This is a genomic window from Variovorax paradoxus, from assembly GCF_030811855.1.
Lineage (GTDB): Bacteria > Pseudomonadota > Gammaproteobacteria > Burkholderiales > Burkholderiaceae_C > Variovorax > Variovorax paradoxus_L.
Genome location: NZ_JAUSRN010000001.1, coordinates 50,712 through 73,422 on the forward strand (window position 1 = coordinate 50,712; position 22,711 = coordinate 73,422).

Consider the following 22,711-nt stretch of genomic DNA (forward strand, 5'->3'; position numbering starts at 1 on the left):
CGAGCATTTCGGAAGCCTCTGGCCAGTCGAAGGTGCAGAGCCCGCGAGACTCGCGGGGCACTCTCAGGGTTTGCGTTGACGAGATATGGGTCAAACCCTGTTCCGGAGAACAGTAAGAACTACGTAATATTCCGCCCGCACCCCAACCAAGATACTCATGCTCAACGTCGACCTGCCCGCGCCCGCTGCGACCGTTCGCAGCCTTCTTGCCAGCCGCGGGATCGTTCCGGCGCTGGCCTTGCTCAACGATAGGACGTCCTATCGGTTCACGGCGATCTACAAATTGAACGGCGACGTGATGCGTGCGGCGCATGCCTTCGACCGCGACTCTGAATACCGCACCTGGTTGAAGGTGGTGCCTCTGGGCAAGAGCTTCTGCCAGCACGCGCTCGAGCACGGCGAGTTCATGACCAGCCATGCCTCCGGAGATCAGCGCCTGACGAACCGACCTTATGTCGGCATGGTCGAGTCGTACTACGGTCGGCTGCTGACGCGAGGATGCGGCACGCCTTATGGCACCTTCATCCATTTCGACTTGGAGTCGCGCAGCATTCCTACAGAGGAAATTAGCTTCCTGCGCGAGGTGATTCCGCAGTTCATTGACTACTTGGATTGAACAGGCGACAACAAGGGCCCACCAAACGAGCGCCCGGTGTTGAAGGCAAATCCGGCAGCCGCGCCCTGGGGCGCAGCTTCGATCACTGTGACACGACCGCAATCCCCTTGAACTGCCCCGCCTTCGCATGCTTGTCGGGCCGGGGATAGCGCTGCGGCGAGAAGCGGTGCAGCAGGTGCGCCTCGCGCTCGGTGGCAAGCACAAGGTTGGCCAGCTTCACATGCCCGAAGCCGCGGATCGAGAGCGGCAGCGCCGCGAGTTGCGCGGCGAGCTGCTGGTTGGCGCAGGAGAGATCGGCAGTCAACTCATCGAGCCGCTGGTCGAACTGGGCGATGAGTGCGCGCTCCATCCGGCGCTCCTGCGTGTAGCCGAACAGGTCGAAGCCCGTGCCGCGCAGGCGCTTGCCGTGCGCCAGCCACTTCATCGCCGGCAGCATCCACGCGCCCAGGCGGATCTTGGCGGGCGCCCGACCGTGCGCGGCGCGAGAGAGCAGCGGCGGCGCCATGTGGAATTCGAGCTTGAGGTCGCCTTCGAACTGGTCCTTGAGGTTCTGCAGGAACGCGCCGTCGGTGTAGAGGCGCGCGACCTCGTACTCATCTTTGTAGCTCATGAGCTTCAACAGGCTGCGCGCCGCGTTGCGTGTGAAGGGCAGGCTCGCGTCGCCGCCCGGCAGCGCAGACTCGGCCGCCTGCAGCGCGCGGATGCGCTGCTCGAAGCGCGCAGCCCATGCGGCGTTCTGGTAGCCAGTGAGATGGCGGCGCGCATCGGCGACGAGCGCGTCCAGCGGCCGCTCGTCGGCCTGCTGCGCCTGCGGGTCCATCGGCGTCGCTCGCAGTTGGTCGAGCGCCGCAGGGGCGCCCGCTGCAAGCCGGCCCAGCGAGAACGCCGACTGGTTGGCGGCCACGGCCACGCCGTTGAGTTCGATCGCATGCATCAGCGCCTCCAGGCTCAGCGGCACGAGGCCGCGCTGCCAGGCATAGCCGGTCGCGACGATGTTCGCGGCCAGCGTGTCGCCGAGGAACTCTTCGGCCAGGCTCTGTGCGTCGAAGGTCTCGACCTGTTCCTCGCCCGCGACGAAGCGCATCTTCTCGAGCAGCAGGTCCACATGCAGCTCGGCATCGGGGTTGCGCAGGGACTCGGCCACCGGAATCTCGTGGATGTTCGCGAGCACGCGCGTGCGCCCGTGCCGCACGGTCTGCAGCGCGTCGGACGAGGCGCCCACCACCACGTCGCACGCGAGGATGGCGTCGGCCTGCTGCGTGTCGATGCGCACCTGGTTCAGTCGCTCTGGTGTGTCGGCCAGCCGCACGAAACTCAGCACCGAGCCGCCCTTTTGCGCGAAGCCCATGAAATCGAGCACGCTGGCCGCCTTGCCTTCGAGGTGCGCGGCCATCGCGATGACCGCGCCGACCGTCACCACGCCGGTGCCGCCCACGCCGGTCACCAGCAGGTCGTACGGGCCGGTCCACGCGTGCGGCGCCGGATGCGGCAGTGCGGCCACGCGGTGCAGGAAGGCATCGCGCCCGGCCGCGAGCGCCCCGCTCTTGCGGCGCAGCTTGCCGCCGCTGACGCCCACGAAGCTGGGGCAGAAGCCCTTGGCGCAGGAGTAGTCCTTGTTGCAGCTGGTCTGGTCGATCTTGCGCTTGCGGCCCATGGACGTCTCGTGCGGCAGCACCGCCACGCAGTTGCTCTGCACGGTGCAGTCGCCGCAGCCTTCGCACACGGCCTCGTTGATGAACAGGCGCTTGGGCGGATCGGCCAGCTCGCCCTTCTTGCGTCGGCGGCGCTTCTCGGCGGCGCAGGTCTGCTCGTAGATCAGCACGGTCACGCCGGGCATTTCGCGCAGGCGCCGCTGCACCTCGTCGAGCGCGGCGCGGTCGTGGAACTCGGTGCCGTGCGGAAAGCGGTTCTTGATGGCGTCGTACTTGCCGATGGCGTCGCTCACGACAACCACCTTGGTGACGCCTTCCGACTCCACCTGCCGCGCGATCGCGTCCACGCTGATGACCCCGTCCACCGGCTGCCCGCCGGTCATCGCGACCGCGTCGTTGAACAAGATTTTGTAGGTGAGCGTGGCCTTGGCGGCGACGGCCTGGCGGATCGCCAGGTAGCCCGAGTGGTAGTAGGTGCCGTCGCCTAGGTTCTGGAAAACATGTGGCGTCTTCGTGAACATCGCGTGCGAAATCCAGTCGACACCCTCGCCGCCCATCTGGATGAGGCCCGCGGTGCTGCGGTCCATCCAGTTGGCCATGAAGTGGCAGCCGATGCCCGCGCGCGCGGTCGATCCCTCGGGCACCTTGGTGCTGGTGTTGTGCGGGCAGCCGGCGCAGAAATACGGCAGGCGCTTGACGGCATCGCTCGCATTGCCCAGCAGCTCGGGCGGCGTGAAGTCGCGCACATGCTGCAGATGGTCGCCCAGTTCGTGGTTGTCGGGAAAGTGCACGGCCAGCCAGTGCGCGACCAGTTCGATGAGGCGCGAAGGGCGCAGCTCCCCCAGGGCCGACACCAGCGGCAGGCCCGCGCGATCGTGCTTGCCCACGAGCACGGGGCGCGCATCGGCGGGCGCGTTGTAGAAGATGTCGCGCAGCTGTGTCTCAACCACCGCCCCCTTCTCTTCCACGACGAGGATCTCTTCGAGCCCACGCGCGAAGTCCTTGATACGCGTCTGCTCGACCGGAAAGCTCAGCCCCACCTTGTAGAGCCGCACGCCGGCGCGCGCGAGCTGCGCGGGCGAGAGTTCCAGGCGCCGCAGCACCTCCATCAGGTCGTGGTGCGCCTTGCCGCAGGTGACGATGCCCACCTTGGCGTGCCGGCTCACGATGACGTGGCGGTCGATGCTGTTGCGCTGCGTGAATGCGGCCACGGCCGCGAGCTTGTCCTCCAGCCGCGATTCGATGCGCAGCGACGGCAGGTCGGGCCATCGGTAGTGCAATCCGTCCGCCGGCGGGCGGTGACCGGTGGCGGCGCGCACGGCATCGGCGTCTTCCCAGGCGGCAACGCGCGCGTTCACCGCGTCGAGGTCCACGGTGCCGGCGCTCTCGACGATCTCGGACAGCGCCGCCATGCCGACCCACGCGCCCGAATAGCGCGAGAGCTCGTAGCCGTACAGGCCGAACTCCAGGTACTCGGCCACGCTCGCGGGCTGCATCACGGGCATGCGCCATGCCATGAAGGCGTGGTCGCTCTGGTGCGGCATCGACGACGACACGCAGCCGTGGTCGTCGCCAGCCACCACCAACACGCCGCCGCGCGGCGACGAGCCGTAGGCATTGCCGTGCTTGAGCGCGTCGCCCGCGCGGTCCACGCCCGGCCCCTTGCCGTACCACATCGCATAGACGCCGTCGACCGTGCGCTCGGGGTCGGACTCCACGCGCTGCGTGCCGAGCACCTGCGTGGCCGCGAGCTCCTCGTTTACCGCGGGCACGAAGCGGATGCCGGTCTTCTTGAAGCGTTCGCCGGCTTTCCAGATGGCCTGATCGACCATGCCCAGTGGCGAGCCGCGGTATCCGCTGACGAAGCCCTGCGTGTGCAGGCCGCGCGCCGCGTCGCGCTGTTTCTGCATCGCCAGGATGCGGATCAGCGCCTGCGTGCCGGTGAGGAAGACTGCGCCGGCATCGGCCCAAAGGTTGTCGGAAAGCTGGTAGTCGGGCCGCCGGAGCGCGGTCGTCTTGTGGGGTGCGTTCATGCCCGGAATTGTTCCGCCGCCCCCCGAGTAAGTGTTTCTTCAATACACTCGCGCAGACCCTTGTTTGAAGAAGAATCCTCTCGGAAACCTCTATGAACGTTGATTCTGTTTCTCTTGACGAGCATTGCCTCAAGATTCTTTCTGCACTGCAGCACGACGGGCGGCAAACCGTGCAGCAGATTTCCGAGGCCGTCGGGCTCTCGCCCACGCCCTGCTGGAAGCGCATCAAGGAGATGGAGGCCGCCGGCGTGATCCGCGGCTACACCACGCGGGTCGACCCTGAACTGGTGGGCCTGCACGTCTCGGCCGTGGCCGAGGTGAACCTCGACCGCCACAGCGAGGCGATGGTGCAGCGCTTCGAGGAGGTGGTGGCCGCGAGCCCGCAGATCATCCGCTGCGTGTCGGCCACTGGGCCCGCGGACTACATCCTCCACGTGACCGTGCCGGACATGAAGCACTACGAGCGCTTCCTGCACGAGGTGCTCTTCAGCCTGCCGGGCGTGACGCACGTGCGCTCGAGCATCGTCCTGCGCGAGATCAAGTCGGAGGTGGCGCTGCCGCTCGGCCACCTGCTCGGCGCGAAGACGGGGCCGTCGCCTTCGCGGCGCTAGGAGGCGTGCTCGCCCGGCGGGCCGTTACCGCCCCCCAACGAATTCGAAACCCAACGCGCTCAGCAGCCGGCTTGGTTCCGACCGCCGCAGCGGTCCGGTCGATGGAGTTCACTCCATAGCTGAGTCATTCTCGGTGTCGTCGAGAGTCACGGCCAGCCGAAGCACCTGCCCGGTCAGAAACTGTGCGCGCGGGCCGGTCACGTAGTCGAGCAGCGGCATGCAGGCCTGCGGTGCCAACCCTTGCGGCAGTTCCAGCGCATTCATGCGCAGCCCATGGGCGCCCCATTCAGCGGCCAGCGTGGCCACCAGCATCCGGGCGGCATCGGCATCGCCGGCCAGTTGCCAGCCAATCTCCGATTCGGGCGCAGGCAGCAACAGCGTGAGGCTGGCCAGTGCGACGTGGCCCGAACGAAAGCAGCGAGCCGCATCGAGCACGGCATCCAGCCGCGTGCCGGGCTGCGCATCCAGCGCGCGAGCGTCGATGACAGCCGGATAGCCTGCGCGGTGGAGGTTGCCTGCATGCGCGCGCACCCACACGCCCAGTGCTGCATGCCAGGCCGGCTCGCGCACGGATTCGAGATGCGGACGCAAGGGTGTATCGAATGGAAGGGACGAATGCTCGCAAGCCGGTAGCGGCTGGCTTCCTCCGCACACACGGACGAGCCGCCGTCGAGCACCAGCATTTGTCCGGTGAGCACACGCGCGCCGGGACTGGCCAAGAAGCACAACGCTTGCGCCATGTCCTCGGGCTCGGCCATCCGGCCCAGCGGAATTTTCGACACCGCCTGCGCAGGGTCCAACCGCCCGCCTTCTATCAGGCGCTTCACGAGTTCGGTCCGCACGAAGCCCGGCGCCAGCGTCGTCACGGTCCAGTCGGGCCGGGCTTGCGCCAACGCGCGGCTCTGCCCGATCAGTCCGGCCTTGCTGGGGCTGTAGAGACCGCGCCACGGAATCGCGCGCAGGCCTGCGCCGGAAGCCACATTGACGATGCGCGCGCCGGGGCGCAGATGCGGCGCACAGGCCTGCACCATCCGCGCCGGCGCGGCCAGGTTGAGCGCAAGAAGGCGAGCCGCCGTGCCGTCATCGTGTCCCGACGTGGCCTCGGCACCACCGGCCGACAGGCCCGCGTTGTTGATCAATGCATCGAGCGGCGGAACCTCGTGACCCAGACGCTCGATCCGCGCCGCATCCGTCAGGTCGGCCACGAGGCTCATCGGTGGCTCGGCATCGGCCGGCCAGGCGGCCTCGAGACGTCGCAGCGCACCCGCATCGACATCGACCAGCACGCAGCGCCATCCCGCACGGGCAAGGGCCAACGCCGTGGCACGGCCGATGCCCGCACCGGCGCCGGTGAGCAGCACGGTGTGCGGCCCGGCCAGAGGAAGCTCACGAGGCGCGCGCGACGAATCGGTCGTCATGCAATCGGGCGACTTCAGGCGCCGCGCACGTGGCTCAACAGCGCGTACACGGCGTCGTCCGGCGCTGCCCTGCCGACCGGCTGGCGCACGCCGAACAGCGCGGCGTCGTCTTGCGTCAGCTCTGGCCGTATGCGCTCCTCGATCCAGTCGTAGACCACGGTACGCGAGGCCACGCGCCACTCGACGCCGCGACGCTCGAAACGGTCCACGTAACGGCCGCAAAGGAAGGTCTCGCAATCCGGCTGCGCAGCCGTCGCCTGCAGTGCGAAGAAGCTGCTTTCCACCGCAGCAACCTCGCCATGCAGCTCGATCAGCACGTTGGTTATCTGGTGGACGCGGCGTCCGCCCTGCCGCAGCCGGCCCAATGCCTGAGTGATGAAACCGGCGGCGCTACCGTTCCACGCGCCGTGGCAATCCGTGGCGTCCTCCCAGTAGGCCGAACGCAAGGCAGCCTCGTCGCAGCGGTCGATGCCCCGGCAATACCGCAGCAGGCAGTCGCGGATCGCTTCGCGGTCCAGCAGCGATTGCAAGCCCGCCGACATCGGCTCGGGTGTGCTCATTCAGCAGTGGGCGCGGCGCGCCGAAACAGCTGCACCAGGTTGCCCTCGGGATCGCGCAGTGACAGCACGGCCCCGTGGCCGCCCATGTCGCGCAGGCCCAGGACCTGCCCGCCGGCTGCGACGATGCGTTCCTGCGCGCCTTCGAAGTCGTCCACCTCCAGCACCATCACCAGCCCGCTGGTGGCGGGCGCCGCCTCTTCAAGGCATGCCAGGGCCACGTTGGTATTGCCCACGCCGTACTGGATCCAGCGGTCGCCATCGCGAAACTTCATCGGCAGGCCGAGGGCACCTTCGTAGAAGGCATGCAGGCTGGCCGGCTCCTTCGCCACGACGAACACGTTCTGCACCCGCTTGGGCGATGCAACGGCGCCGCTCACAGCGATGTCTCCGAGGCGCCGCCGTCCAGGCGCAGCACGTCCGCGTTGAAGAAGCGCGAGCTGTCGCCAGCCAGGAAGCAGATGGCATCGGCGATGTCCTCCACCGTGCCCAGGCGGCCCAGCGGCGTGCGTGCGATGCGCCGGGCATCGAGCTCTGCGTTGCGATGCTTGGCCGTGCCCTCGGTAGGCACCGCACCGGGCGCGACCGCGTTCACGCGAATGTTGCGCGCGCCCAGGTCGGCGGCCGATGCCCGGGTGATGCCTAGCACGCCGGCCTTGATGCCGCTGTAGACCACCGATCGCATGGGCGACTTGAAGGCTGCGATCGAGGCCACGTTGATGATCGAGCCGCCGCGTTCCGGGTCCATGGCCTCGGCCGCCGCCTGGATGCCCCAGATCACCGACTTGAAGCCGATCTCCACCATGCGGTCCATGACCTCGGGCGTGATCTCCGCCAGCGGCTGGTAGCGCACCCAGGCGGCGTTGTTGACCATGATGTCCAGCCGCCCCGCATCGCGCGTGAACTGCGCCACGGCTTCGCGCATGCCTTCGCGCGTCGACACATCGCTGGGCAGCCCGATGGCCTGGCCGCCCAGCGCGCGGATCTCGGCCACGGCCTCCTCCACGAACTCGGGCTTCAGGTCGTTGATGCCGACCGTGGCGCCCAAGCGAGCCATGGCGCGTGCGGTGGCGCGGCCGATGCCGTGGCCGGCGCCGCTGATGAAGGCCGCTCGGCCTGAAAGAGACGGGGTCATGGGTGGGCTTTCGTGAGGGGTTGCTCGGGCACCAGCAGGGCGTCCAGCGCATGCGCGCCCCGCCCCAGGTCCAGCACCGTCAGGGGGTTGATATCGATCTCGGACACGCTGTCGGCATGGCGCATGGCAAATCGCGACAGCGCCGCGATGGCCTTCGCCGCCGCCGGCACATCGGCTTTGGGCCGGCCGCGCGCGCCGTCGAGCAGCGCAAAGGCCCTGAGCGACTGCAGCATGGCGGTGGCCTGCGCCTCGTCGACAGGCGCCGGCTGCAGGGCCACGTCCTTGAAGATCTCGGCAAAGATGCCGCCCAGGCCGACCATCACCATCGGGCCGAACATCGGGTCCTTCTTGGTGCCCAGGATCAGCTCGACGCCGCCCTGCACCATCTGCGCGACGAGCACGCCGGCGATGCGCGCCTCGGGCGCCTTCTGCGCCACACGCGAGAGCAGGTTTGCGTACTCCTCGAGCAGCTGCGCTTCGGAGCGCACGCCGACGAACACGCCGCCGACCTCGGTCTTGTGGGCGATGTCGGGGGAGACGATCTTGAGCACCAGCGGAAAGCCCATCGTGCGCGCCGCGGCGAGCGCCTCGTCGCGGTTGGCGGCGATCGCTTCCCGCGGCACGGGCAGGCCGGCCTCCGCCAGCACGGCCTTGGCGCTCGCCTCGGTGGCGAAGGCCTCTACGGCCAGCGGCGCGCGCTCGATGGCCGGCGCCGCAGCCCGTGCGGCGTCGCGCGCACCGAAGCGCATCAGCGCCGCCACGGTCGCGCAGGCCGCATCGATGCCTTCGACCACGGGAAAGCCCATGGCATTGAGCGTGGCGCGCACGTCCTGCGGCGCGCGGGCACACAAAAGGATCAGTCGCGAAGGATGGTCCTTGCGCACCTGCTCCAGCGCGGCAAGAAACACATCGCGCAGCCGGGGCACATGAAAGGCATTGGCCGACTGCAGGATCAGCGCATCGCAGCTGGCATCGCGCGCCACGGCATCCAGCACCTGGGCCAGCACCTCGGGCCGGCTCGACACCTGCGCCGTCATGTCGACCGGGTTGGAGGGCGCGGCGAAGGGCACGATCGACAGGATGCGCTCCTGCGTCTGCGCGGCAAGCTTGGGCAGCGCCAGGCCTTGCGCGCTGGCCGCATCGGCCAAGAGCACGCCGAAACCGCCGGAAGCCGTGAGCACGGCCACGCGGTGGCCGCCGGGCACGCGCGCCGGACCGACGACGGACAGCGCATGGCCGACTTCGAGCAGTTGCTCGATGCTGGGTACGCGGATGGCGCCGGCGTTGCGCAGCACGGCATCGAACACGGCATCGGAACAGGCCAGCGCGCCGGTGTGCGAGGCCGCAGCCTCGCTGCCGGCCTCCGAGACGCCGACCTTCAGAACCACCAGGGGTTTGCCCGCCTCGCGGGCCATGGCCATGGCCTGCGTCAGCTTCGCGCCGTCACGGCAGGTTTCCATGCAGCACAGGATCACCGAGGTGCCCGGGTCCGCAGCGAGCGAGGCGATCGCATCGGCGATGTCCACGTCGCATTCGTTGCCCGTGGTCAGCATGCGGCTCACGCCCAAGCCGCGCTCGCCGGCCAGGCGCAGCGTGAAGCTGCCCAGGTTACCGCTCTGCGAGACGATGCCCACCGGGCCGGCCACGGGAAACGACGACTCCAGCGCCACCGAGAAGGTGGCGATGCTCTTGTCGGGCACGCCGATCGCGCCCAGGCAGTTGGGGCCGACCACGCGCATGCCGGTGGACCGCGCGACGTCGCCGATCTGGGCCTGCAGGCGACTGCCCTCCTCGCCCATCTCTGAAAACCCGGCCGACAGGATGACCGCGGCTTTCACGCCGCGCCGGGCGCAATCCTTCACCGCGTCGAGCACGCCCGCGGGCGGCACGGCGACCACGGCCAGCTCGGGCGCTTCGGGAACGTCGTCCAGGCTCGCGTAGGCTGGCAGCGACTGCACGAGGCCCGCCTTGCGGTTGATCGGGTAGATGCCGCCCGCGTACCCGTACTTCTGCAGGAACTGCAGGGGCCGGCCGCCGATCTTGGTGACGTCGTCCGACGCCCCGAAGATGGCAATCGAGCGCGGCTTGAACAGCGCGTCCATGCCGCGCCCCACTTCCACGACCGGCATCTCAGCGCCCCTTGTAGACAGGTTTGCGCTTCTCGAGGAAGGCCTGGCGGGCTTCCTGCGCGTCCTCGGTGCGGGCCAGCGCCATGGTGAAGTTCTGCTCGAAGCGGTAGCCGTCCCGCTGCGGCATCAGGTCCATCATGTTGGCGGCCTGCTTCGCATAGGCGATGGCCAGCGGCGCCTTGGAGGCGATCTCCTGCGCAATCTCCAGCGCCAGCGGCATCAGCTGCTCGGCGGGCACCACTTCGTCGATCACGCCGCGGCGGTACAGCTCGGCGGCAGGCACCTTCATGCCGGTGAAGAACATGCGGCGCGTGAACGAACGCCCGACCATGGTCCGCAGCATCGAGACACCGCCCGCGAGCCCGACGTTGATCTCGGGCATGGCGAAGGTGGCGTCCTCGCTCGCCAGGAAGATGTCGCAGGAGGCCATGAGGCCGAAGCCCGCGCCCAGCGCGGGGCCGTTGACGGCCGCGATCACGGGCTTGGCGCATTCGCGGATGGCATTGCCCGTCTCGCGGGTCCAGCGGTTGTGGTCGAGGAAGTCACCGGCCTTGTCGGCGTTGGGCCGATCCTTCAGGTCCGCACCCGAGCAGAAGAACTTGCCGGTGCCCGTGAGAATCGCCACGCGCACGTCGGTGCGCTCGGAGACCTCATCGAAGATCTCGATCAGGCGGCGGCGCGTGGCGCGGTCCAGCGCGTTGACCGGCGGCTTGTCCAGCCGGACGACGGCGATGTAGTCAGAAACTTCCAGATTGATGCTCATCGCACGCTCCCGGTTTGGTTGGAAAGAGAAACTTGTGGTGCGCAGGCCTCTGGCGCCAGCAGCCGGGCGACGTGCAGGAGCCGGTCGCCGTAGCGAAACTCGGAGGCGATGAGGCGCTGCGCCATGCGGGTGGCCAGCACCTCCTCGCTCACGCCCATGCCGCCGTGCATCTGGATGGCCGATTCGGCACAGGCGCGCGCCGATTCGGCCAGCGACACCTTGGCCAGGCGCAAGGTGCGGCGCAGGTCGGGGGCATCCTGCTCGTGTTCGTGGAAGCAATGGATCACGAGGCCTTTGGCGCCCAGATACTTCACGTACATGTCGGCCACGCGATGGCGTAGCACCTGGAAGCTCGAGAGCGCCACGCCGAACTGGCGCCGCTCCTTCAGGTGGGTGACGCTCTGGCGGATGAGGGTTGCAAGCGCAGCCACCGTGTCGGCAGCCGTGAGCAGCAAGGCGGCATCGGTTGCCTTGGCGCGCGCATCGCTTGCCGCGGCGCCACGCGCGATGCACGCGCTCTCGGGCACTGCCAGCTGGGCCAGGACGAAATCCGCGCCCAGGCGGCCCTCCATCGTCCGGTAGCGGGCCCTCGGTGCGCCGACACGATCCGCATCGACCAGGAAGATGGCGTCCTCGCCATCGACCTGCGCAGGCACGAGGTAATGCGTGGCAGGCAGCGTCGCATCCACGCCCTGCACCGCCCCGCTCAATTCGTAGCCGATGTCGAGGTGCCTGGCCGTCACGGCATTGACGTCGGGCGTCGCCGACAAAGCGGTCAGGGGCGCTATTTGCACGCTGCCTTCTGCCACCGCCTCCAGCCAGCGCCTGGCCGTTTCGGCACCCGCGACCTGCAGCAGCAGCGGCACCACGGCGCAGGTCTCGACCACCGGCAGCTGCAGGCCATGCGTGGCAAGCCCCTCCACGATGGACGCGAGATCGCTCAGGCTGCCGCCGACACCGCCGGCCTCCTCGGGCACGAGGGTGGCCGTCCAGCCCAGTTCGCGCACGGGGTCGCCCTGGATCTCGATGGCGACGTGGTCTTCGGCATAGCGGCTCGCCGCGTCCAGCAGCATGCCGGGAAAGAGCGACGGGAAAGATGTGGACATGGCTCAGGCTCCCAGGAGTTCGTTGGCGACCACGTTGCGCTGCACCTCGGAGGTGCCGCCGGCGATGGTTCGGGCACGCGTGAACATGTAGTTCTGGATCCAGGTGGCGTCGGGCACGTCGTCCCCCACCTCGGCGAGAAAGCGATGGGCAGCATCGGGACCGACCGCATCGAGGGCGATGGTCGTCAGGCGCTGCGCGACGTCGGCGCAGGTCATCTTGATGACCGAGGGCTGCACGCCCAGCGGGCGCTGGTGGATCAGGTCGTCGGTGGCCTGCGCCATCATCACGCGCGCGCCCTTCACGTCGGCCTCGCACAGCAGCAGCTTGTGGTGCAGGCCGCTGAAGTCGCGCAGCCCCGCGGTGGCACGGCTCGCCCCTTCCACCAATTGCGTGACCTGGCGGCGCATGAGCTCCAGCCGCGCCACGTTGGCCGGCGGAAGGCGTTCGCGCTCGAGCAGGAACTTCGCGCAGGTCCACCCCTTGCCGACCTCGCCGACGAGGTTGTCGGCGCGCACGCGCACCTCGTCGAAGAACACCTCGTTCAGGTGATGCCAGCCGTCGATCGTCCGGATGGGGCGCACGGTGACGCCCGGGGTATCCATCGGCACCAGCAGCAGCGAGATGCCTTCCTGCTTCTTCGCTTCCTTCGACGTGCGCACCAGCATGTAGATCATGCTGGCCTCGTGGGCATGCGAGGTCCAGATCTTCTGGCCGTTGACGACCCATTCGTCGCCGTCCAGGCGGGCCGTGGTGGACAGCGAAGCGAGGTCGGAACCCGAGCCCGGCTCCGAGTAACCCTGGCACCACCAGTCCGAGCCGTCGAGGATGCGCGGCAGGAACCGCGCCTTCTGCTCGGGCGTGCCGAAACGGATGATCACCGGCCCGATGTGGCCCAGGCCGTGGTGGTAGAGCGGCGGGCAGTCGTTCTCGGCCATCACCTCCTCGAAGATGAGGCGCTGGCGGATGTCCCAGCCCGTGCCGCCCGCCTCGCGCGGCCAGCTCGGCGCACCCCAGCCCTGGGCGTTGAGGATCTTCTGCCAGGCCTGGTATTCGCGCTTGGTGATCTTCTGGCCGGCCGCGACCACGGCGCGGATCTCTGGCGGGCAGGCGCCGCGCACGAACGATTCGAGTTCGCGCCGGAAGCCGGCGTAGTCGATGGACATCTTGTCTCCTGTGGAATATCGAAAAGGCGCTCAACCCTTGCGCAGCTGCGCGATCAGCTCGTCCAGGGCGGCGGTGGCACCGGCGGCGTCGCGCTGGCGCAGGTTGTGCGCCACCTTGCGGCGCAGCGGATACAGATCGGGACGCGGGCGCACCGAGAGCACGTGCGTCATGCGCTCGCGCAGCACGCTGGTCATGGTCTGCGCCATCAGCGTCAATGCTTCGTTGTGGCCGGCCGCCGCGATCGAGGAGAAGAACGCGCTGGCCGAGGCAATGCGCTCTTTCAGCGGTGCGTCGTCGGGGTGCGCCTCGATGGCATCGGCAGCTTCATGCACGGCGTCCAGCTCGGCCTCGGTGGCGCGTTCGCTCGCCAGGCGCAGCAATGTGCCGTAGAGCGTGCGGTAGGCCTCGTCGATGTCGGCATCTCCCAGCCGCCCTTCCACGACCAGCTTGCGCAGCGACTCGGCCAGCTTCATGTAGGCGCCCTTGTAGAACACCAGCGCCTGGTCGGCCGCTCCGGCGCCCAGGTGCCGCACCCCGCCGATGAAGATGGTGTGGTCGCCGGCCTCGTGCGTTGCATGCACGCGGCATTCGAAACTGGCCAGGCAATCGTCGATCACCGGCATGCCCAGCGCGCCGGCGCGCCACGGCACGCCCTCGAACTTGTCCTCGATCTTGCTCGATGCAAAACGGCCCGACAGCGCGTCCTGTTGCTCCGAGAGGATGTTGATGACGAAGCCGTCCGCCGCCTGGAAGGTGCCCAGCAGGCGGCTGGCGTTGCGCAGGCTGAACAGCACCAGCGGCGGGTCCAGCGAGACCGAACTGAAGGAGTTGCAGGTCAGGCCGGCCGGCTGGCCGTCCGGCGTGCATGTGGTGATGACAGCCACGCCGGTCGGAAAGCATCCGAGCAACTGGCGGAACTGGGCAGGCTCGATGGCACAGCGGGTGCTTTCATCAGCGACTTCGGACATGGCGTCTCCTTCGCGCTCGGCCTCAGGCCGCGGCAAGTTCGGCCGGGGCCGCAGGCTGGTGCGGCGGATCGTTGGCGATCTCCTGCTGCACCGTCGGAATGATGACCTTGCCCCAGACCTCGAGCTGGCGCAGCATGGCCGCGTGGTCGAAGTCGCCCATCTGCGTCTGGAAGCAGTAGTGCACCGGCTTGAGCGTGCGGATCTCGTGGACCACGCGTTCGATCACCGTGTCGATGTCGCCCACCGGCAGCAGCGCGCGCATTTCGTCCAGCGTGGGCTCGCCTTCGACGATGCCTTCCTCGACCTGGTAGTCGTCGGCGATCTGCGCAGTGCGGCGCTTCAGGCTCACGGCAATGCGGCGCTGGTAGCGTGCGCATTCGAGGTAGCTTTCCACCTCGTCCTTGTTGTTGCTCGCATAGGCTGCGCGCAGCAGGCCGACCTGCACGCGGGCCGGGTCCTTGCCCTCCGCCGTGGCCACCTTGTCGATGAGCGCGCGGGTGCTCGCCAGCTTCTCCAGTCCGCCGTCGCCGCCGGAAACGAAGACGTGGTGATCGGACTTCACCGCGCGCGACAAAAAGGCCGGATCGACGCTCGTGATCCACATCGGCGGCATGGGGCGCTGCACTGCGCGCTGGCTGATCGCGCTCATCGGCTGCTGGTAGTACTCCCCGTCGTAGCTGAACTTGGGCTGCGTCAGGCCCGCCTCGAGCATGTCGAGCATCTCGAAGGTGCGGGCCTTGGCCGATTCCAGCGACACGCCGAACCGCTCGAACTCGAACTGCTGGTAGCCCGAGCCGATGCCCAGGTTCAGGCGGCCGTTCGACAGCTGGTCGACCATCGCCACGTCCGCGATCAGGCGCGCCGGCGTGTACAACGGAGCCACGACGATGCCGGTCCCCAGGCGGATGTTGCGCGTGACGGCGGCGCAATGCGCGATCATGGTCAACGGCGACGAGCACATGCCGTAGTTGCTGAAATGGTGCTCCGCGTACCACGCGGCACCAAAGCCCAGTTCGTCCGCCAGGCGCGTCTGCTCGATGGCGTCGCGCAGAATCTGGTGGGAGGTCTTATGCTTGTTCCGCTGCTGCATCAAAATGAAGATTCCGAAATCCATCGCTGTCGCTCCTGGTTGGCTGTTTTCGATCGAGGTCCATCGTAGGAACTCGGCGCCTGCGTGGCTCACCAGCGAACGCACAGCTTCTTTGCGTCTTTCGAAATGAAGGCCCTCGACTCGCTGCGCATCTTTGTCGCCACCCAGAGGAAAGGCAGCCTCTCGGCCGCGGCCCGCAGCCTCAGCCTTTCCCCGGCGACCATCTCGCGGCGCATCAGCGCACTGGAAGAAGAGCTGGGTGTGCAACTGGTGGACCGCACCAGCCGCAACCTCAAGGTGACCGAAGCGGGCCAGGCCTTCCTGGAGCGGGCCGAGGCGATGCTGGAACTGATGAGCGAAGCCGAGCAGGCCGTGCACAACGCGCGGCAGCGGCCCGAAGGCCGGCTGCGCGTGCATTCGCGCACGCACATCGGCCTGCGGGTGCTGGCACCGCTGCTGCCGCGCTTCGCGGAGCTCTATCCCGACATCCGCGTCGAACTCGAACTCTCCGAGCATCCGATCAACCTGGTGGAGCATGACTTCGACGTGGACATTCGCACGGGCGAGTCCAACGATTCGGGCTTCGTCATCAAGCGGCTGCTGTCGAGCGACGAAGTGCTGGTGGCCAGCCCGGCCTTCCTGAAGATCTATTCGCGCATCCGGCACCCGAGCGACCTGCCACAGGTGCGCTGCCTCACCTACCGGCGTGACCGCGAGGTGATCACCTGGAAGTACATCGACGTGGCCGGCGAGCAGCAGGAGTTGGCCATCCAGGGCGTGCTGAGCGCGAACAACGGCGAGCTGCTGCGGCTTGCAGCCATCGGCGGCATGGGCGTGGCGCTGCTGTCCGAGGCCACGGTGCGCAACGACCTGCGCGATGGCACGCTGGTGCGGCTGCTGCCCGAATACCGCTTTGCCGTCCGTGCGTTCTCCAACGGCGTCTTCGCCGTCTTCCGGCAAAGCCGCGCGCTGCCGCTGAAGGTTCGCGCCTTCGTGGACTACGTGGCGGATGCGCTCCGAACCGAGCCTCCACCGAAATGATGGGGCAAGCGCCCCGGCGCAGGCAGGCCTGAAATCCGGAACAGCCCCCCGTCCTGCGCCTTGTGCCCTTCCAGCCGCGCGCTGCGCGAAATGGAGGTCAGGTACATGTCTTCCAGGCGCGGTCCGCCGAAGCAGATGCTGGTCGGGTAGCTCATCGGCAGGTCGATCAGGCGGTCCAGCCCGCCGTCGGGGGCAAAGCGCGCAAGCCGGGCCGCGCGGGTCAGCACGGTCCAGAGGCACCCTTGCGCGTCGACCGTCGCGCCGTCGGGACCGGCGTCGAACGCGTGCGTCTTCGCAAAGATGCGCTTGCCGCGCAACGGCCCGTCCGGGTCGTAGTCGTAGGCCCAGATGATTCGCTCCAGGCTGTCGGCCAGGTACAGCACGCGGCCGTCGGGACTGAAGCACGGTCCGTTCGCAAAGCCGATGTCGTCGGCCAGGTGCTCCACGCGCGCGTCCGCGCGCAGTCGGTAGAGCCCTCCCGCCACCGGCGCGCCGGGCGGGCGATCCACATGCATGGTGCCCGCCAGGAAATTGCCCGCCGGATCGCACTTTCCGTCGTTGAAGCGGACCTTCGGATGGTCCACGGGGATGCTGGCCAGGTGCTCCAGATTCCGGGTGGTGAAGTCATATCGCGCGAAGCTGTTGCGCAGCGCCGCCACGACAGCCTCGCCGCGGCAAGGCGCGATCGAACCCACCGGCGCCGGCAGCAGGTGCTGCTCGGGCTCCCCCGCTTCGGGTTTCAGCCGCCACAGCGTGCCCGACAACGCGTCGATCCAGTTCAGCGCCTGGGCATCGGCATCCCAGCACGGGCTCTCGCCCAATTGGTCCTTCGTCGTTCCGACTCTGATGATCTGCACGGCCATCGGCCAAGTGTGCAAGGCCGGCGCGGGCGTTGCAGGCGCATCCTGCAAAGCTGCTTTTCGTTCCTTGCAGACCGGTGCCCGCGGGGGACATCTAGACTGAATGCAGAGCCCGATCCCGGGCCGGAACAGGAGACAAAATGAGCTATCGCAAACTCGTCATCGGGTTGGCACTGGGTGCTTGCGCGCTCGCACCCGCACTGGCCCAGCAGGTCACCCGCATCGTCGTGCCGTTCGCGGCCGGCGGCGGCACCGACCAGTACTGCCGCATCCTCGCCCAGGAACTCAACAAGCAGGGCCTGAACGTGATCATCGAGAACAAGCCGGGGGCCAGCGGCATCCTCGCGGCCGACTACGTCGCGCGCGCCAAGCCGGACGGCCAGACGGTGCTCGTGTCGTCGCTGGGCACGCTCGCGAACAACAGCGTGCTCTACGACAAGCTGCCCTACGACCCCGTGAAGGATTTCGCGCCGGTCACGCAGATTGCCTACCAGCCCGCCATCGTCGTGGGTCGCACCGATTTGCCGTACAAGAACATCAAGGAGATGGTGGCCTACGCAAAGCAGAACCCCGGCAAGATCAACCGCGGTTCGCCCGGCGCGGCCATCCTGACGAACCTCGCACCCATCGCCTTCGAGAAGGAACAAGGCTTCAGCACCCTGCACATCCCCTTTAACGGCGATGCGCCCGCGCTGCAGGCGCTCCTGGGCAACCAGATCGACATCCACGGCACATCGATTACGGGATCGCTGCCCTATGTGAAATCGGGCAAGTTGCGCGTGCTCGGCGTGATGGATTCACAGCGCCTGCCGCAGGTGCCCGACGCCCCCACCTTCAAGGAACAGGGCTTCGACATGGAAGCCACGCTGTGGTACTCCCTGTCGGTTCCCGCCGGCACACCCAAGCCGGCGATCGAGCGCCTGAACAAGGCCGTGAACCAGGTGATCGCCGACCCCGAATTCGTGGCCCGCGCGCGCGCCATCGGCATGGAGCCGCGCGGCGGCACGCCGGAAGAGCTGGCCCAGTTCGTCAAGGTCGAGGCCGACCGCTGGCTTCCGATCCTGCGCAGCCTGAATCTGCCCAAGCAATCGCACTGATCCCAGGGCTCATGCACAACGCCCCGGACTCGACACCCTTCAAGGGGCTGAGTTCCGGGGCGTTGCTGCGATAGCGGCTGGCAATTTCAGCAGGAGCCGGCGCGGGGCGACCCGTTCGGTTTCGCGCATGCGATGCCATTCATTTGATGACGCTCCTCTGGCTCAGGGATTCAAGTTGGCCATCGCCCATCTCGAGCAATTCACGCAGCACTTCGGCGGTGTGCTCCCCCAGGTGCGGCGGGTGGTGGCGCACGCCAGAGCGCGCGCCGTCGATGATGTAGGGCGGCGCGTGAACGGCCTGCGGCCCCGCTTGTGCGTCTTCGAACCGGTGCCAGACCTGTGTCTGCGCCGTACGGTCGGACTGCAGCGCTTCATAGAGGCCGAGTACCTCCCCGCAGGGAATGCCTGACTTGTTCATGCGTTCGATGAGATCGGCGCGTGAGAACTGTCCGATCTTCGCAAGCAGGAGCGGCAGCAATTCATGCCGGTGCTTCGAGCGTTCGGTGTTGGTGGCGAACTTCGGATCGACCGGCAGTTCGGGGCAAAAAATCACCTCGTCGCAGAACTTCCTGAACTGGCCATTGTTGCCGACCGCGATCACCACCGGGCCATCGGCAGCCGCGAACACACCGTACGGCACGATCGACGGGTGCGAATTGCCGAACTTGGCCGGGTCGCCCTTGTTCAGCCAGGCGGTGAGCCCATAGTAGGAGGTGATCATCATCCCGCTGTCGTACAGCGACATCTGGATGTGGCGGCCTTCACCGGTGCGCGTGCGTTCGAAGAGCACGGCCAGGATGGCCTGGGCCGAGTACATGCCGGTGAACATGTCGACCGCGGCAATGCCGAACTTCAGCGGGCCCTGGCCTTCTTCGCCGTTCATGGCCATCAAGCCGGTTTCGCCCTGGATCACGAGGTCGTAGCCCGGCCGCGCCTTTTCCTGGCTCAGCACCGAGTAGCCCGAGATCGAGCAGTAAATGATCTTCGGGTTGATGCTGCGCAGGTCTTCGTAGCCCAGGCCCATCTTCTGCGCGCCGCCGTACTTGAAGTTCTGGATGACCACGTCGCACTGCGCCGCGAGTTGGCGCACGATGTCCTGGCCCTCCTTGTCCTGCAGGTCCACGCAGATGGAGCGCTTGTTGCGGTTGCAGCTGTTGAAGTAGGACGTGTTGTGGCTGCCGATGCGCACGCCCCAGTCGCGCGTGTCGTCGCCGCGCTCGGGATGCTCGACCTTGATCACGTCGGCGCCCAGGTCGGCCAGCGCCATGCCGCACATCGGGCCTGCCATGACCCTGGACAGGTCCAGCACGCGCACGCCGGCAAGAGGTTGCATGGAAGAGTGGTTCATTCGGTATTCCTCGGATCGTGCGTGGTGCGGTTTGCTCATTCGCCCAGGCGATAGCCGGCCGCGGCGATGGTGCGCTTGGCGATGTTCAGCTGATGGATCTGGCTCGTGCCTTCGTAGAGGCGGAACAGCCGCACGTCGCGGTAGAAGCGCTCGATGGGATGGCCGTGGATGAAACCCGTACCGCCCAGCATCTGCACGCAGCGGTCCGCCACGCGCCCGCACATCTCCGACGCGAAGTACTTGCAGATCGACGCCTGCATGGTCACGTCCTCACCGGCGTCCCGCTGGCGCGCGGTCTGCAGAATGAGTGCCCGTGCGGCCTGGATTTCAGTCTGGCAGTCGGCGATCAAGGCCTGCACCAGCTGGAAGCTGGCGACCGGCTGGCCGAATTGCCGACGCTGGCAGGTCCACGCGACGGCTTCGTCCAGCATGCGGATGGCGGGACCCGTGCACAGCGCCGCAAGATGGATGCGCTGCTTGTTGAGCACCTTCATTGCCGTCTTGAAGCCCATGCCCTCCACGCCGCCGATGATGCTGTCGGCCGGCACGCGGCAGTCGGCCAGATGCACCTCGGACACAGGCGAGCCGGCCTGCCCCATCTTGCGGTACGGCTCGCCCGTTGCAAGCCCGGGCGTTCCGCGCTCGACCAGGAAAGCCGAGATGCCACGGGCGGACCGATCTTGCGGATCGGTGCGCGCCATCACGGTGAACAGCCCCGCGATCGGCGCATTGGTGATGAAGCACTTGGTTCCGTTGAGCACGTAGTGATCGCCGTCGCGCACGGCGCTCGTCGTCAGTGCGGTCGCGTCCGAACCGGCATCGGGCTCGGTCAGAGCGAACGCGCCGGTCAGGGCACCACTGGCCAGCAACGGCAGGTAGCGGGCCTTCTGCTCGGGAGTGCCGTCTGCGACCAGGGCCTCGGAGCCAATGCCCGTATTGGTTCCAACGCGCGCCCTGAAAGCGACGGAGGCTTGCGACAGCTCCATCGCAGCCAGCACCAGTTCTTCGGTCGTCATCCCGCCGCCGTTCCACGCCTGGGGAATGGACCAGCCGAAGAAGCCCCGGCTCGCCAGGTCGTCGACGAGGTCGGCAGGCACTTCGTCCAGCTGCTCGATCTCCGCCTCGCGCGGAATCAGTTGCTCGCGCACGTAGCGCCGCAGCGCGCCCAGCGTTTCATTGAACGCAGAAGGATCTCGGATCATGTGTTCTCTTCACAATGAAGGCATGGCGTCATGCCCTGTTCTTGATGGGTTCGGCCGGCCTCCCGTGGCAGCCGCGCGGCGGCATCAGTTGGCGGTGTAGCCGCCGTCGACCGGCAGGATGGTGCCGGTCACGTAGCGCGCCTGCTGCGAAGCCAGGAACACCACAGGCCCTGCGATGTCCTGCGGGTCGCCCACGCGGCGCAGAAACGTGCGGCGCACCATCCGCGCGTGGCGCTCGGCGTCATCCGCGATGTGGGCGGTCATGGGCGTCATCACCAAGCCGGGTGCCACAGCATTGACCCGCACCCCATGAGGCCCGAAATCTCGCGCCAGGAACTTGGTCAGCTGGGCGACGGCGCCCTTCGAGGCGCCATAAGCCATGTGGGCCGAGGTCGCGACGAGCGAGGTGATGGATGCCACGTTGACGACGGCGCCGCGTGTGCGGTGCAGGCCTTCGGTGCATGCCACCGTCAGATTGAGCACGCCCTTGACGTTCACCGCCATCACGTGGTCGATGTCTTGCGACAGCGCCTCGGCCTCGAACGCGGCACTGCGGCCACCCACACCGGCGTTGTTCACGAGCACGCCCACCGGGCCCCAAGCCTGCTCCACGTCGGCAACCACGGCGGCGCATTGCGCGGCATCGCGCACGTCCAGCGCATAGGGTCGCACCCGGTTGGTGGGGTAGCCCGTGCGTCCAGCCGCGTCGCGCGTCCTGTCGGCGTCCAGGTCGGTCACTGCCACGCGGCAGCCGGCCTCGAGCAGGCCGGTTGCAATGGCAAAACCGATTCCCTGGCTCGCGCCGCTGACCAGGGCCACGGTGTCGTCGAACAGCGGGCTCATTCATTGCCCCTGCTTGGGCAGGTCCAGGCGCTGAAGCAGGGGCACCCAGCGCTGCGTCTCGGCCTTCACATAGTCGGCCAGCGCTTGCGGCGTGCCGCCACGAGGCTCCATGCCGATCGCTTGCGAACGCGCGATGAAGTCAGGGTCGACCAACACCTTGTTGACGGCGCGGTTGAGCTTGTCGACAGTGTCCTTCGGCGTGGCGGCGGGCGCGGAAAGCGCATACCAGAGCAGCGCCTCGATGTCGTAGCCCTGCTCCTTGAAAGTGGGTGCATCGGGCACCTGCGGGAGGCGCTTGGCGTCCATCACACCCAGTACGCGCATCTTGCCCGCCTTGACGTGCTGCAGCGGGCCGGTGATGGAGGTGCCCTGGATGTCGATCTGGCTGCCGAGCATGGCCTGCAGGCCGGGAGCATCTCCGTTGAACGGAATGTGCGTCGTGCGGATGCCGGCCATGCCCTCGAAGGCCAGGGGCGCCAGGTTGGTCAGGATGGATGCGCCCGGGGAGCCCCGGTTGATCTTGTCCGGATGAGCCTTGGCATAAGCCACCATTTCCTTGATGTTCTTGTAAGGCAGATCCGAGCGCCCCACGATGATGGTCGGCTGATAGGCGATCTGCGTGACCGGCGTGAAGCTCTTCACGGGGTCGTAGGGCAGTTTGTCGTACATCACGGTGTTGCTGGCCAGAATGCTCAGCGAGCTCATCAGCAAGGTGGTGCCATCGGGCTTGGAACGGGCCACGCTGTCTGCGGCCACGATGCCGCTGGCGCCGGGCCTGTTCTCCACGATGGTCTGGGTGCCATGCTTGGTGAGCTCGGAAGCCAGCAGCCGCGCGTACTGGTCCGTTCCGCCGCCAGCCGCGAAAGGAACCACGATACGTATGGGTTGCTGAGCCTGCGCCGTAGCGACGGCGAGGCCGAGCCCGAGCAGAAAGCCGCTGAGGCGCTTTCGGATTTGCATTGCGATGTCTCCTGAATGGACCGCTGAGAATGGTTTTTTCTCAGTTTAGGAGCGTGGGAATCGCGACATGCATCAAGGCATGAAAAGGTGCTTTGTAGTTTTAGGGGGAATTGCTGC

21 protein-coding genes are annotated in these 22,711 nt (G+C 67.5%); 4 read left to right on the forward strand and 17 right to left on the reverse strand.

The window, feature by feature from the left end; all coding sequences use genetic code 11:
* Positions 1-157: 157 nt before the first annotated feature.
* Positions 158-616 (forward strand): hypothetical protein, encoded by a 459-nt coding sequence (locus J2X92_RS00290; RefSeq protein WP_307572528.1) that lies wholly within the window; start codon positions 158-160, stop codon positions 614-616.
* 82 nt (positions 617-698) lie between these two features.
* On the opposite strand, the gene J2X92_RS00295 is transcribed toward J2X92_RS00290, so the two are convergent.
* On the reverse strand, positions 699-4,301 hold the full coding sequence (locus J2X92_RS00295) for an indolepyruvate ferredoxin oxidoreductase family protein (protein WP_307572529.1): 3,603 nt from the start codon (positions 4,299-4,301) through the stop codon (positions 699-701).
* A 92-nt stretch (positions 4,302-4,393) separates the two neighbouring features.
* Between J2X92_RS00295 and J2X92_RS00300 the strand changes: the two genes are divergently transcribed.
* Positions 4,394-4,912 carry an Lrp/AsnC family transcriptional regulator gene (locus J2X92_RS00300; protein WP_307572530.1) on the forward strand — a complete coding sequence of 173 codons (519 nt, stop codon included), beginning with the start codon at positions 4,394-4,396 and terminating at the stop codon, positions 4,910-4,912.
* 108 nt (positions 4,913-5,020) lie between these two features.
* Here J2X92_RS00300 and J2X92_RS00305 read toward each other — a convergent pair whose 3' ends face one another.
* Genes J2X92_RS00305 through J2X92_RS00355 form a run of 11 tightly spaced genes read right to left on the reverse strand, consistent with a single transcriptional unit; the run spans position 5,021 to position 15,267 of the window.
* Entirely contained in the window at positions 5,021-5,176 is a 156-nt protein-coding gene (locus J2X92_RS00305) for a hypothetical protein (protein WP_307572531.1), read from the reverse strand.
* Entirely contained in the window at positions 5,173-6,330 is a 1,158-nt protein-coding gene (locus J2X92_RS00310) for an SDR family NAD(P)-dependent oxidoreductase (protein ID WP_307572533.1), read from the reverse strand. Before J2X92_RS00310 ends, J2X92_RS00305 begins: the two co-directional genes overlap by 4 nt.
* Positions 6,331-6,344: 14 nt before the next feature.
* Entirely contained in the window at positions 6,345-6,890 is a 546-nt protein-coding gene (locus tag J2X92_RS00315) for a nuclear transport factor 2 family protein (protein ID WP_307572534.1), read from the reverse strand.
* The gene (locus tag J2X92_RS00320; protein ID WP_307572535.1) at positions 6,887-7,267 is read right to left on the reverse strand and encodes a VOC family protein; all 381 of its coding nucleotides are present in this window, start codon (positions 7,265-7,267) and stop codon (positions 6,887-6,889) included. The genes J2X92_RS00315 and J2X92_RS00320 overlap by 4 nt, the downstream gene beginning before the upstream one ends.
* Positions 7,264-8,022 carry an SDR family NAD(P)-dependent oxidoreductase gene (locus J2X92_RS00325; protein ID WP_307572537.1) on the reverse strand — a complete coding sequence of 253 codons (759 nt, stop codon included), beginning with the start codon at positions 8,020-8,022 and terminating at the stop codon, positions 7,264-7,266. The genes J2X92_RS00320 and J2X92_RS00325 overlap by 4 nt, the downstream gene beginning before the upstream one ends.
* Complete coding sequence (locus tag J2X92_RS00330) at positions 8,019-10,151, reverse strand: acetate--CoA ligase family protein (protein ID WP_307572538.1); 2,133 nt, start codon at positions 10,149-10,151, stop codon at positions 8,019-8,021. The genes J2X92_RS00325 and J2X92_RS00330 overlap by 4 nt, the downstream gene beginning before the upstream one ends.
* Before the next feature lies 1 nt (position 10,152).
* On the reverse strand, positions 10,153-10,914 hold the full coding sequence (locus tag J2X92_RS00335) for an enoyl-CoA hydratase/isomerase family protein (RefSeq protein ID WP_307572540.1): 762 nt from the start codon (positions 10,912-10,914) through the stop codon (positions 10,153-10,155).
* The gene (locus J2X92_RS00340; RefSeq protein WP_307572542.1) at positions 10,911-12,020 is read right to left on the reverse strand and encodes an acyl-CoA dehydrogenase family protein; all 1,110 of its coding nucleotides are present in this window, start codon (positions 12,018-12,020) and stop codon (positions 10,911-10,913) included. Before J2X92_RS00340 ends, J2X92_RS00335 begins: the two co-directional genes overlap by 4 nt.
* Before the next feature lie 3 nt (positions 12,021-12,023).
* The gene (locus tag J2X92_RS00345; RefSeq protein WP_307572543.1) at positions 12,024-13,184 is read right to left on the reverse strand and encodes an acyl-CoA dehydrogenase family protein; all 1,161 of its coding nucleotides are present in this window, start codon (positions 13,182-13,184) and stop codon (positions 12,024-12,026) included.
* Positions 13,185-13,214: 30 nt separating this feature from the next.
* Positions 13,215-14,153 (reverse strand): flavin reductase, encoded by a 939-nt coding sequence (locus tag J2X92_RS00350; RefSeq protein WP_307572544.1) that lies wholly within the window; start codon positions 14,151-14,153, stop codon positions 13,215-13,217.
* A 22-nt stretch (positions 14,154-14,175) separates the two neighbouring features.
* Entirely contained in the window at positions 14,176-15,267 is a 1,092-nt protein-coding gene (locus J2X92_RS00355) for an LLM class flavin-dependent oxidoreductase (protein ID WP_307572545.1), read from the reverse strand.
* 102 nt (positions 15,268-15,369) lie between these two features.
* Between J2X92_RS00355 and J2X92_RS00360 the strand changes: the two genes are divergently transcribed.
* On the forward strand, positions 15,370-16,284 hold the full coding sequence (locus J2X92_RS00360; protein WP_307572546.1) for a LysR family transcriptional regulator: 915 nt from the start codon (positions 15,370-15,372) through the stop codon (positions 16,282-16,284).
* On the opposite strand, the gene J2X92_RS00365 is transcribed toward J2X92_RS00360, so the two are convergent.
* Complete coding sequence (locus J2X92_RS00365; RefSeq protein ID WP_307573807.1) at positions 16,242-17,147, reverse strand: SMP-30/gluconolactonase/LRE family protein; 906 nt, start codon at positions 17,145-17,147, stop codon at positions 16,242-16,244. The two genes, J2X92_RS00360 and J2X92_RS00365, sit on opposite strands and share 43 nt — an antisense overlap.
* 137 nt (positions 17,148-17,284) lie before the next feature.
* On the opposite strand from J2X92_RS00365, the gene J2X92_RS00370 reads away from it, so the two are divergent.
* A complete protein-coding gene (locus tag J2X92_RS00370; RefSeq protein ID WP_307572547.1) occupies positions 17,285-18,241 on the forward strand; it encodes a Bug family tripartite tricarboxylate transporter substrate binding protein in 957 nt (318 codons plus the stop codon).
* 139 nt (positions 18,242-18,380) lie between these two features.
* Here the strand turns inward: J2X92_RS00370 and J2X92_RS00375 are convergent, their stop codons facing one another.
* The 4 genes from J2X92_RS00375 to J2X92_RS00390 all read right to left on the reverse strand — a co-directional run bounded on the left by J2X92_RS00375 (position 18,381) and on the right by J2X92_RS00390 (position 22,594).
* On the reverse strand, positions 18,381-19,589 hold the full coding sequence (locus tag J2X92_RS00375) for a CaiB/BaiF CoA transferase family protein (protein ID WP_307572549.1): 1,209 nt from the start codon (positions 19,587-19,589) through the stop codon (positions 18,381-18,383).
* Positions 19,590-19,624: 35 nt separating this feature from the next.
* On the reverse strand, positions 19,625-20,791 hold the full coding sequence (locus J2X92_RS00380; protein WP_307572550.1) for an acyl-CoA dehydrogenase family protein: 1,167 nt from the start codon (positions 20,789-20,791) through the stop codon (positions 19,625-19,627).
* Positions 20,792-20,875: 84 nt separating this feature from the next.
* Positions 20,876-21,634 carry an SDR family NAD(P)-dependent oxidoreductase gene (locus J2X92_RS00385; RefSeq protein WP_307572552.1) on the reverse strand — a complete coding sequence of 253 codons (759 nt, stop codon included), beginning with the start codon at positions 21,632-21,634 and terminating at the stop codon, positions 20,876-20,878.
* Entirely contained in the window at positions 21,635-22,594 is a 960-nt protein-coding gene (locus J2X92_RS00390) for a Bug family tripartite tricarboxylate transporter substrate binding protein (RefSeq protein ID WP_307572553.1), read from the reverse strand. It abuts the gene before it with no gap.
* Between the last annotated feature and the right edge of the window lie 117 nt (positions 22,595-22,711).

Excerpts from the sequence above, each read along its gene's own strand:
- J2X92_RS00360 (WP_307572546.1), top strand. The coding sequence starts at position 15,370 with ATGAAGGCCCTCGACTCGCTGCGCATCTTTGTCGCCACCCAGAGGAAA.
- J2X92_RS00315 (WP_307572534.1), bottom strand. The coding sequence starts at position 6,890 with ATGAGCACACCCGAGCCGATGTCGGCGGGCTTGCAATCGCTGCTGGAC.
- J2X92_RS00340 (WP_307572542.1), bottom strand. The coding sequence starts at position 12,020 with ATGTCCACATCTTTCCCGTCGCTCTTTCCCGGCATGCTGCTGGACGCG.
- J2X92_RS00350 (WP_307572544.1), bottom strand. The coding sequence starts at position 14,153 with ATGTCCGAAGTCGCTGATGAAAGCACCCGCTGTGCCATCGAGCCTGCC.
- J2X92_RS00345 (WP_307572543.1), bottom strand. The coding sequence starts at position 13,184 with ATGTCCATCGACTACGCCGGCTTCCGGCGCGAACTCGAATCGTTCGTG.
- J2X92_RS00335 (WP_307572540.1), bottom strand. The coding sequence starts at position 10,914 with ATGAGCATCAATCTGGAAGTTTCTGACTACATCGCCGTCGTCCGGCTG.
- J2X92_RS00325 (WP_307572537.1), bottom strand. The coding sequence starts at position 8,022 with ATGACCCCGTCTCTTTCAGGCCGAGCGGCCTTCATCAGCGGCGCCGGC.
- J2X92_RS00330 (WP_307572538.1), bottom strand. The coding sequence starts at position 10,151 with ATGCCGGTCGTGGAAGTGGGGCGCGGCATGGACGCGCTGTTCAAGCCG.
- J2X92_RS00375 (WP_307572549.1), bottom strand. The coding sequence starts at position 19,589 with ATGAACCACTCTTCCATGCAACCTCTTGCCGGCGTGCGCGTGCTGGAC.
- J2X92_RS00290 (WP_307572528.1), top strand. The coding sequence starts at position 158 with ATGCTCAACGTCGACCTGCCCGCGCCCGCTGCGACCGTTCGCAGCCTT.
- J2X92_RS00305 (WP_307572531.1), bottom strand. The coding sequence starts at position 5,176 with ATGAATGCGCTGGAACTGCCGCAAGGGTTGGCACCGCAGGCCTGCATG.
- J2X92_RS00380 (WP_307572550.1), bottom strand. The coding sequence starts at position 20,791 with ATGATCCGAGATCCTTCTGCGTTCAATGAAACGCTGGGCGCGCTGCGG.
- J2X92_RS00365 (WP_307573807.1), bottom strand. The coding sequence starts at position 17,147 with ATGGCCGTGCAGATCATCAGAGTCGGAACGACGAAGGACCAATTGGGC.
- J2X92_RS00310 (WP_307572533.1), bottom strand. The coding sequence starts at position 6,330 with ATGACGACCGATTCGTCGCGCGCGCCTCGTGAGCTTCCTCTGGCCGGG.
- J2X92_RS00295 (WP_307572529.1), bottom strand. The coding sequence starts at position 4,301 with ATGAACGCACCCCACAAGACGACCGCGCTCCGGCGGCCCGACTACCAG.
- J2X92_RS00355 (WP_307572545.1), bottom strand. The coding sequence starts at position 15,267 with ATGGATTTCGGAATCTTCATTTTGATGCAGCAGCGGAACAAGCATAAG.
- J2X92_RS00390 (WP_307572553.1), bottom strand. The coding sequence starts at position 22,594 with ATGCAAATCCGAAAGCGCCTCAGCGGCTTTCTGCTCGGGCTCGGCCTC.
- J2X92_RS00385 (WP_307572552.1), bottom strand. The coding sequence starts at position 21,634 with ATGAGCCCGCTGTTCGACGACACCGTGGCCCTGGTCAGCGGCGCGAGC.
- J2X92_RS00370 (WP_307572547.1), top strand. The coding sequence starts at position 17,285 with ATGAGCTATCGCAAACTCGTCATCGGGTTGGCACTGGGTGCTTGCGCG.
- J2X92_RS00300 (WP_307572530.1), top strand. The coding sequence starts at position 4,394 with ATGAACGTTGATTCTGTTTCTCTTGACGAGCATTGCCTCAAGATTCTT.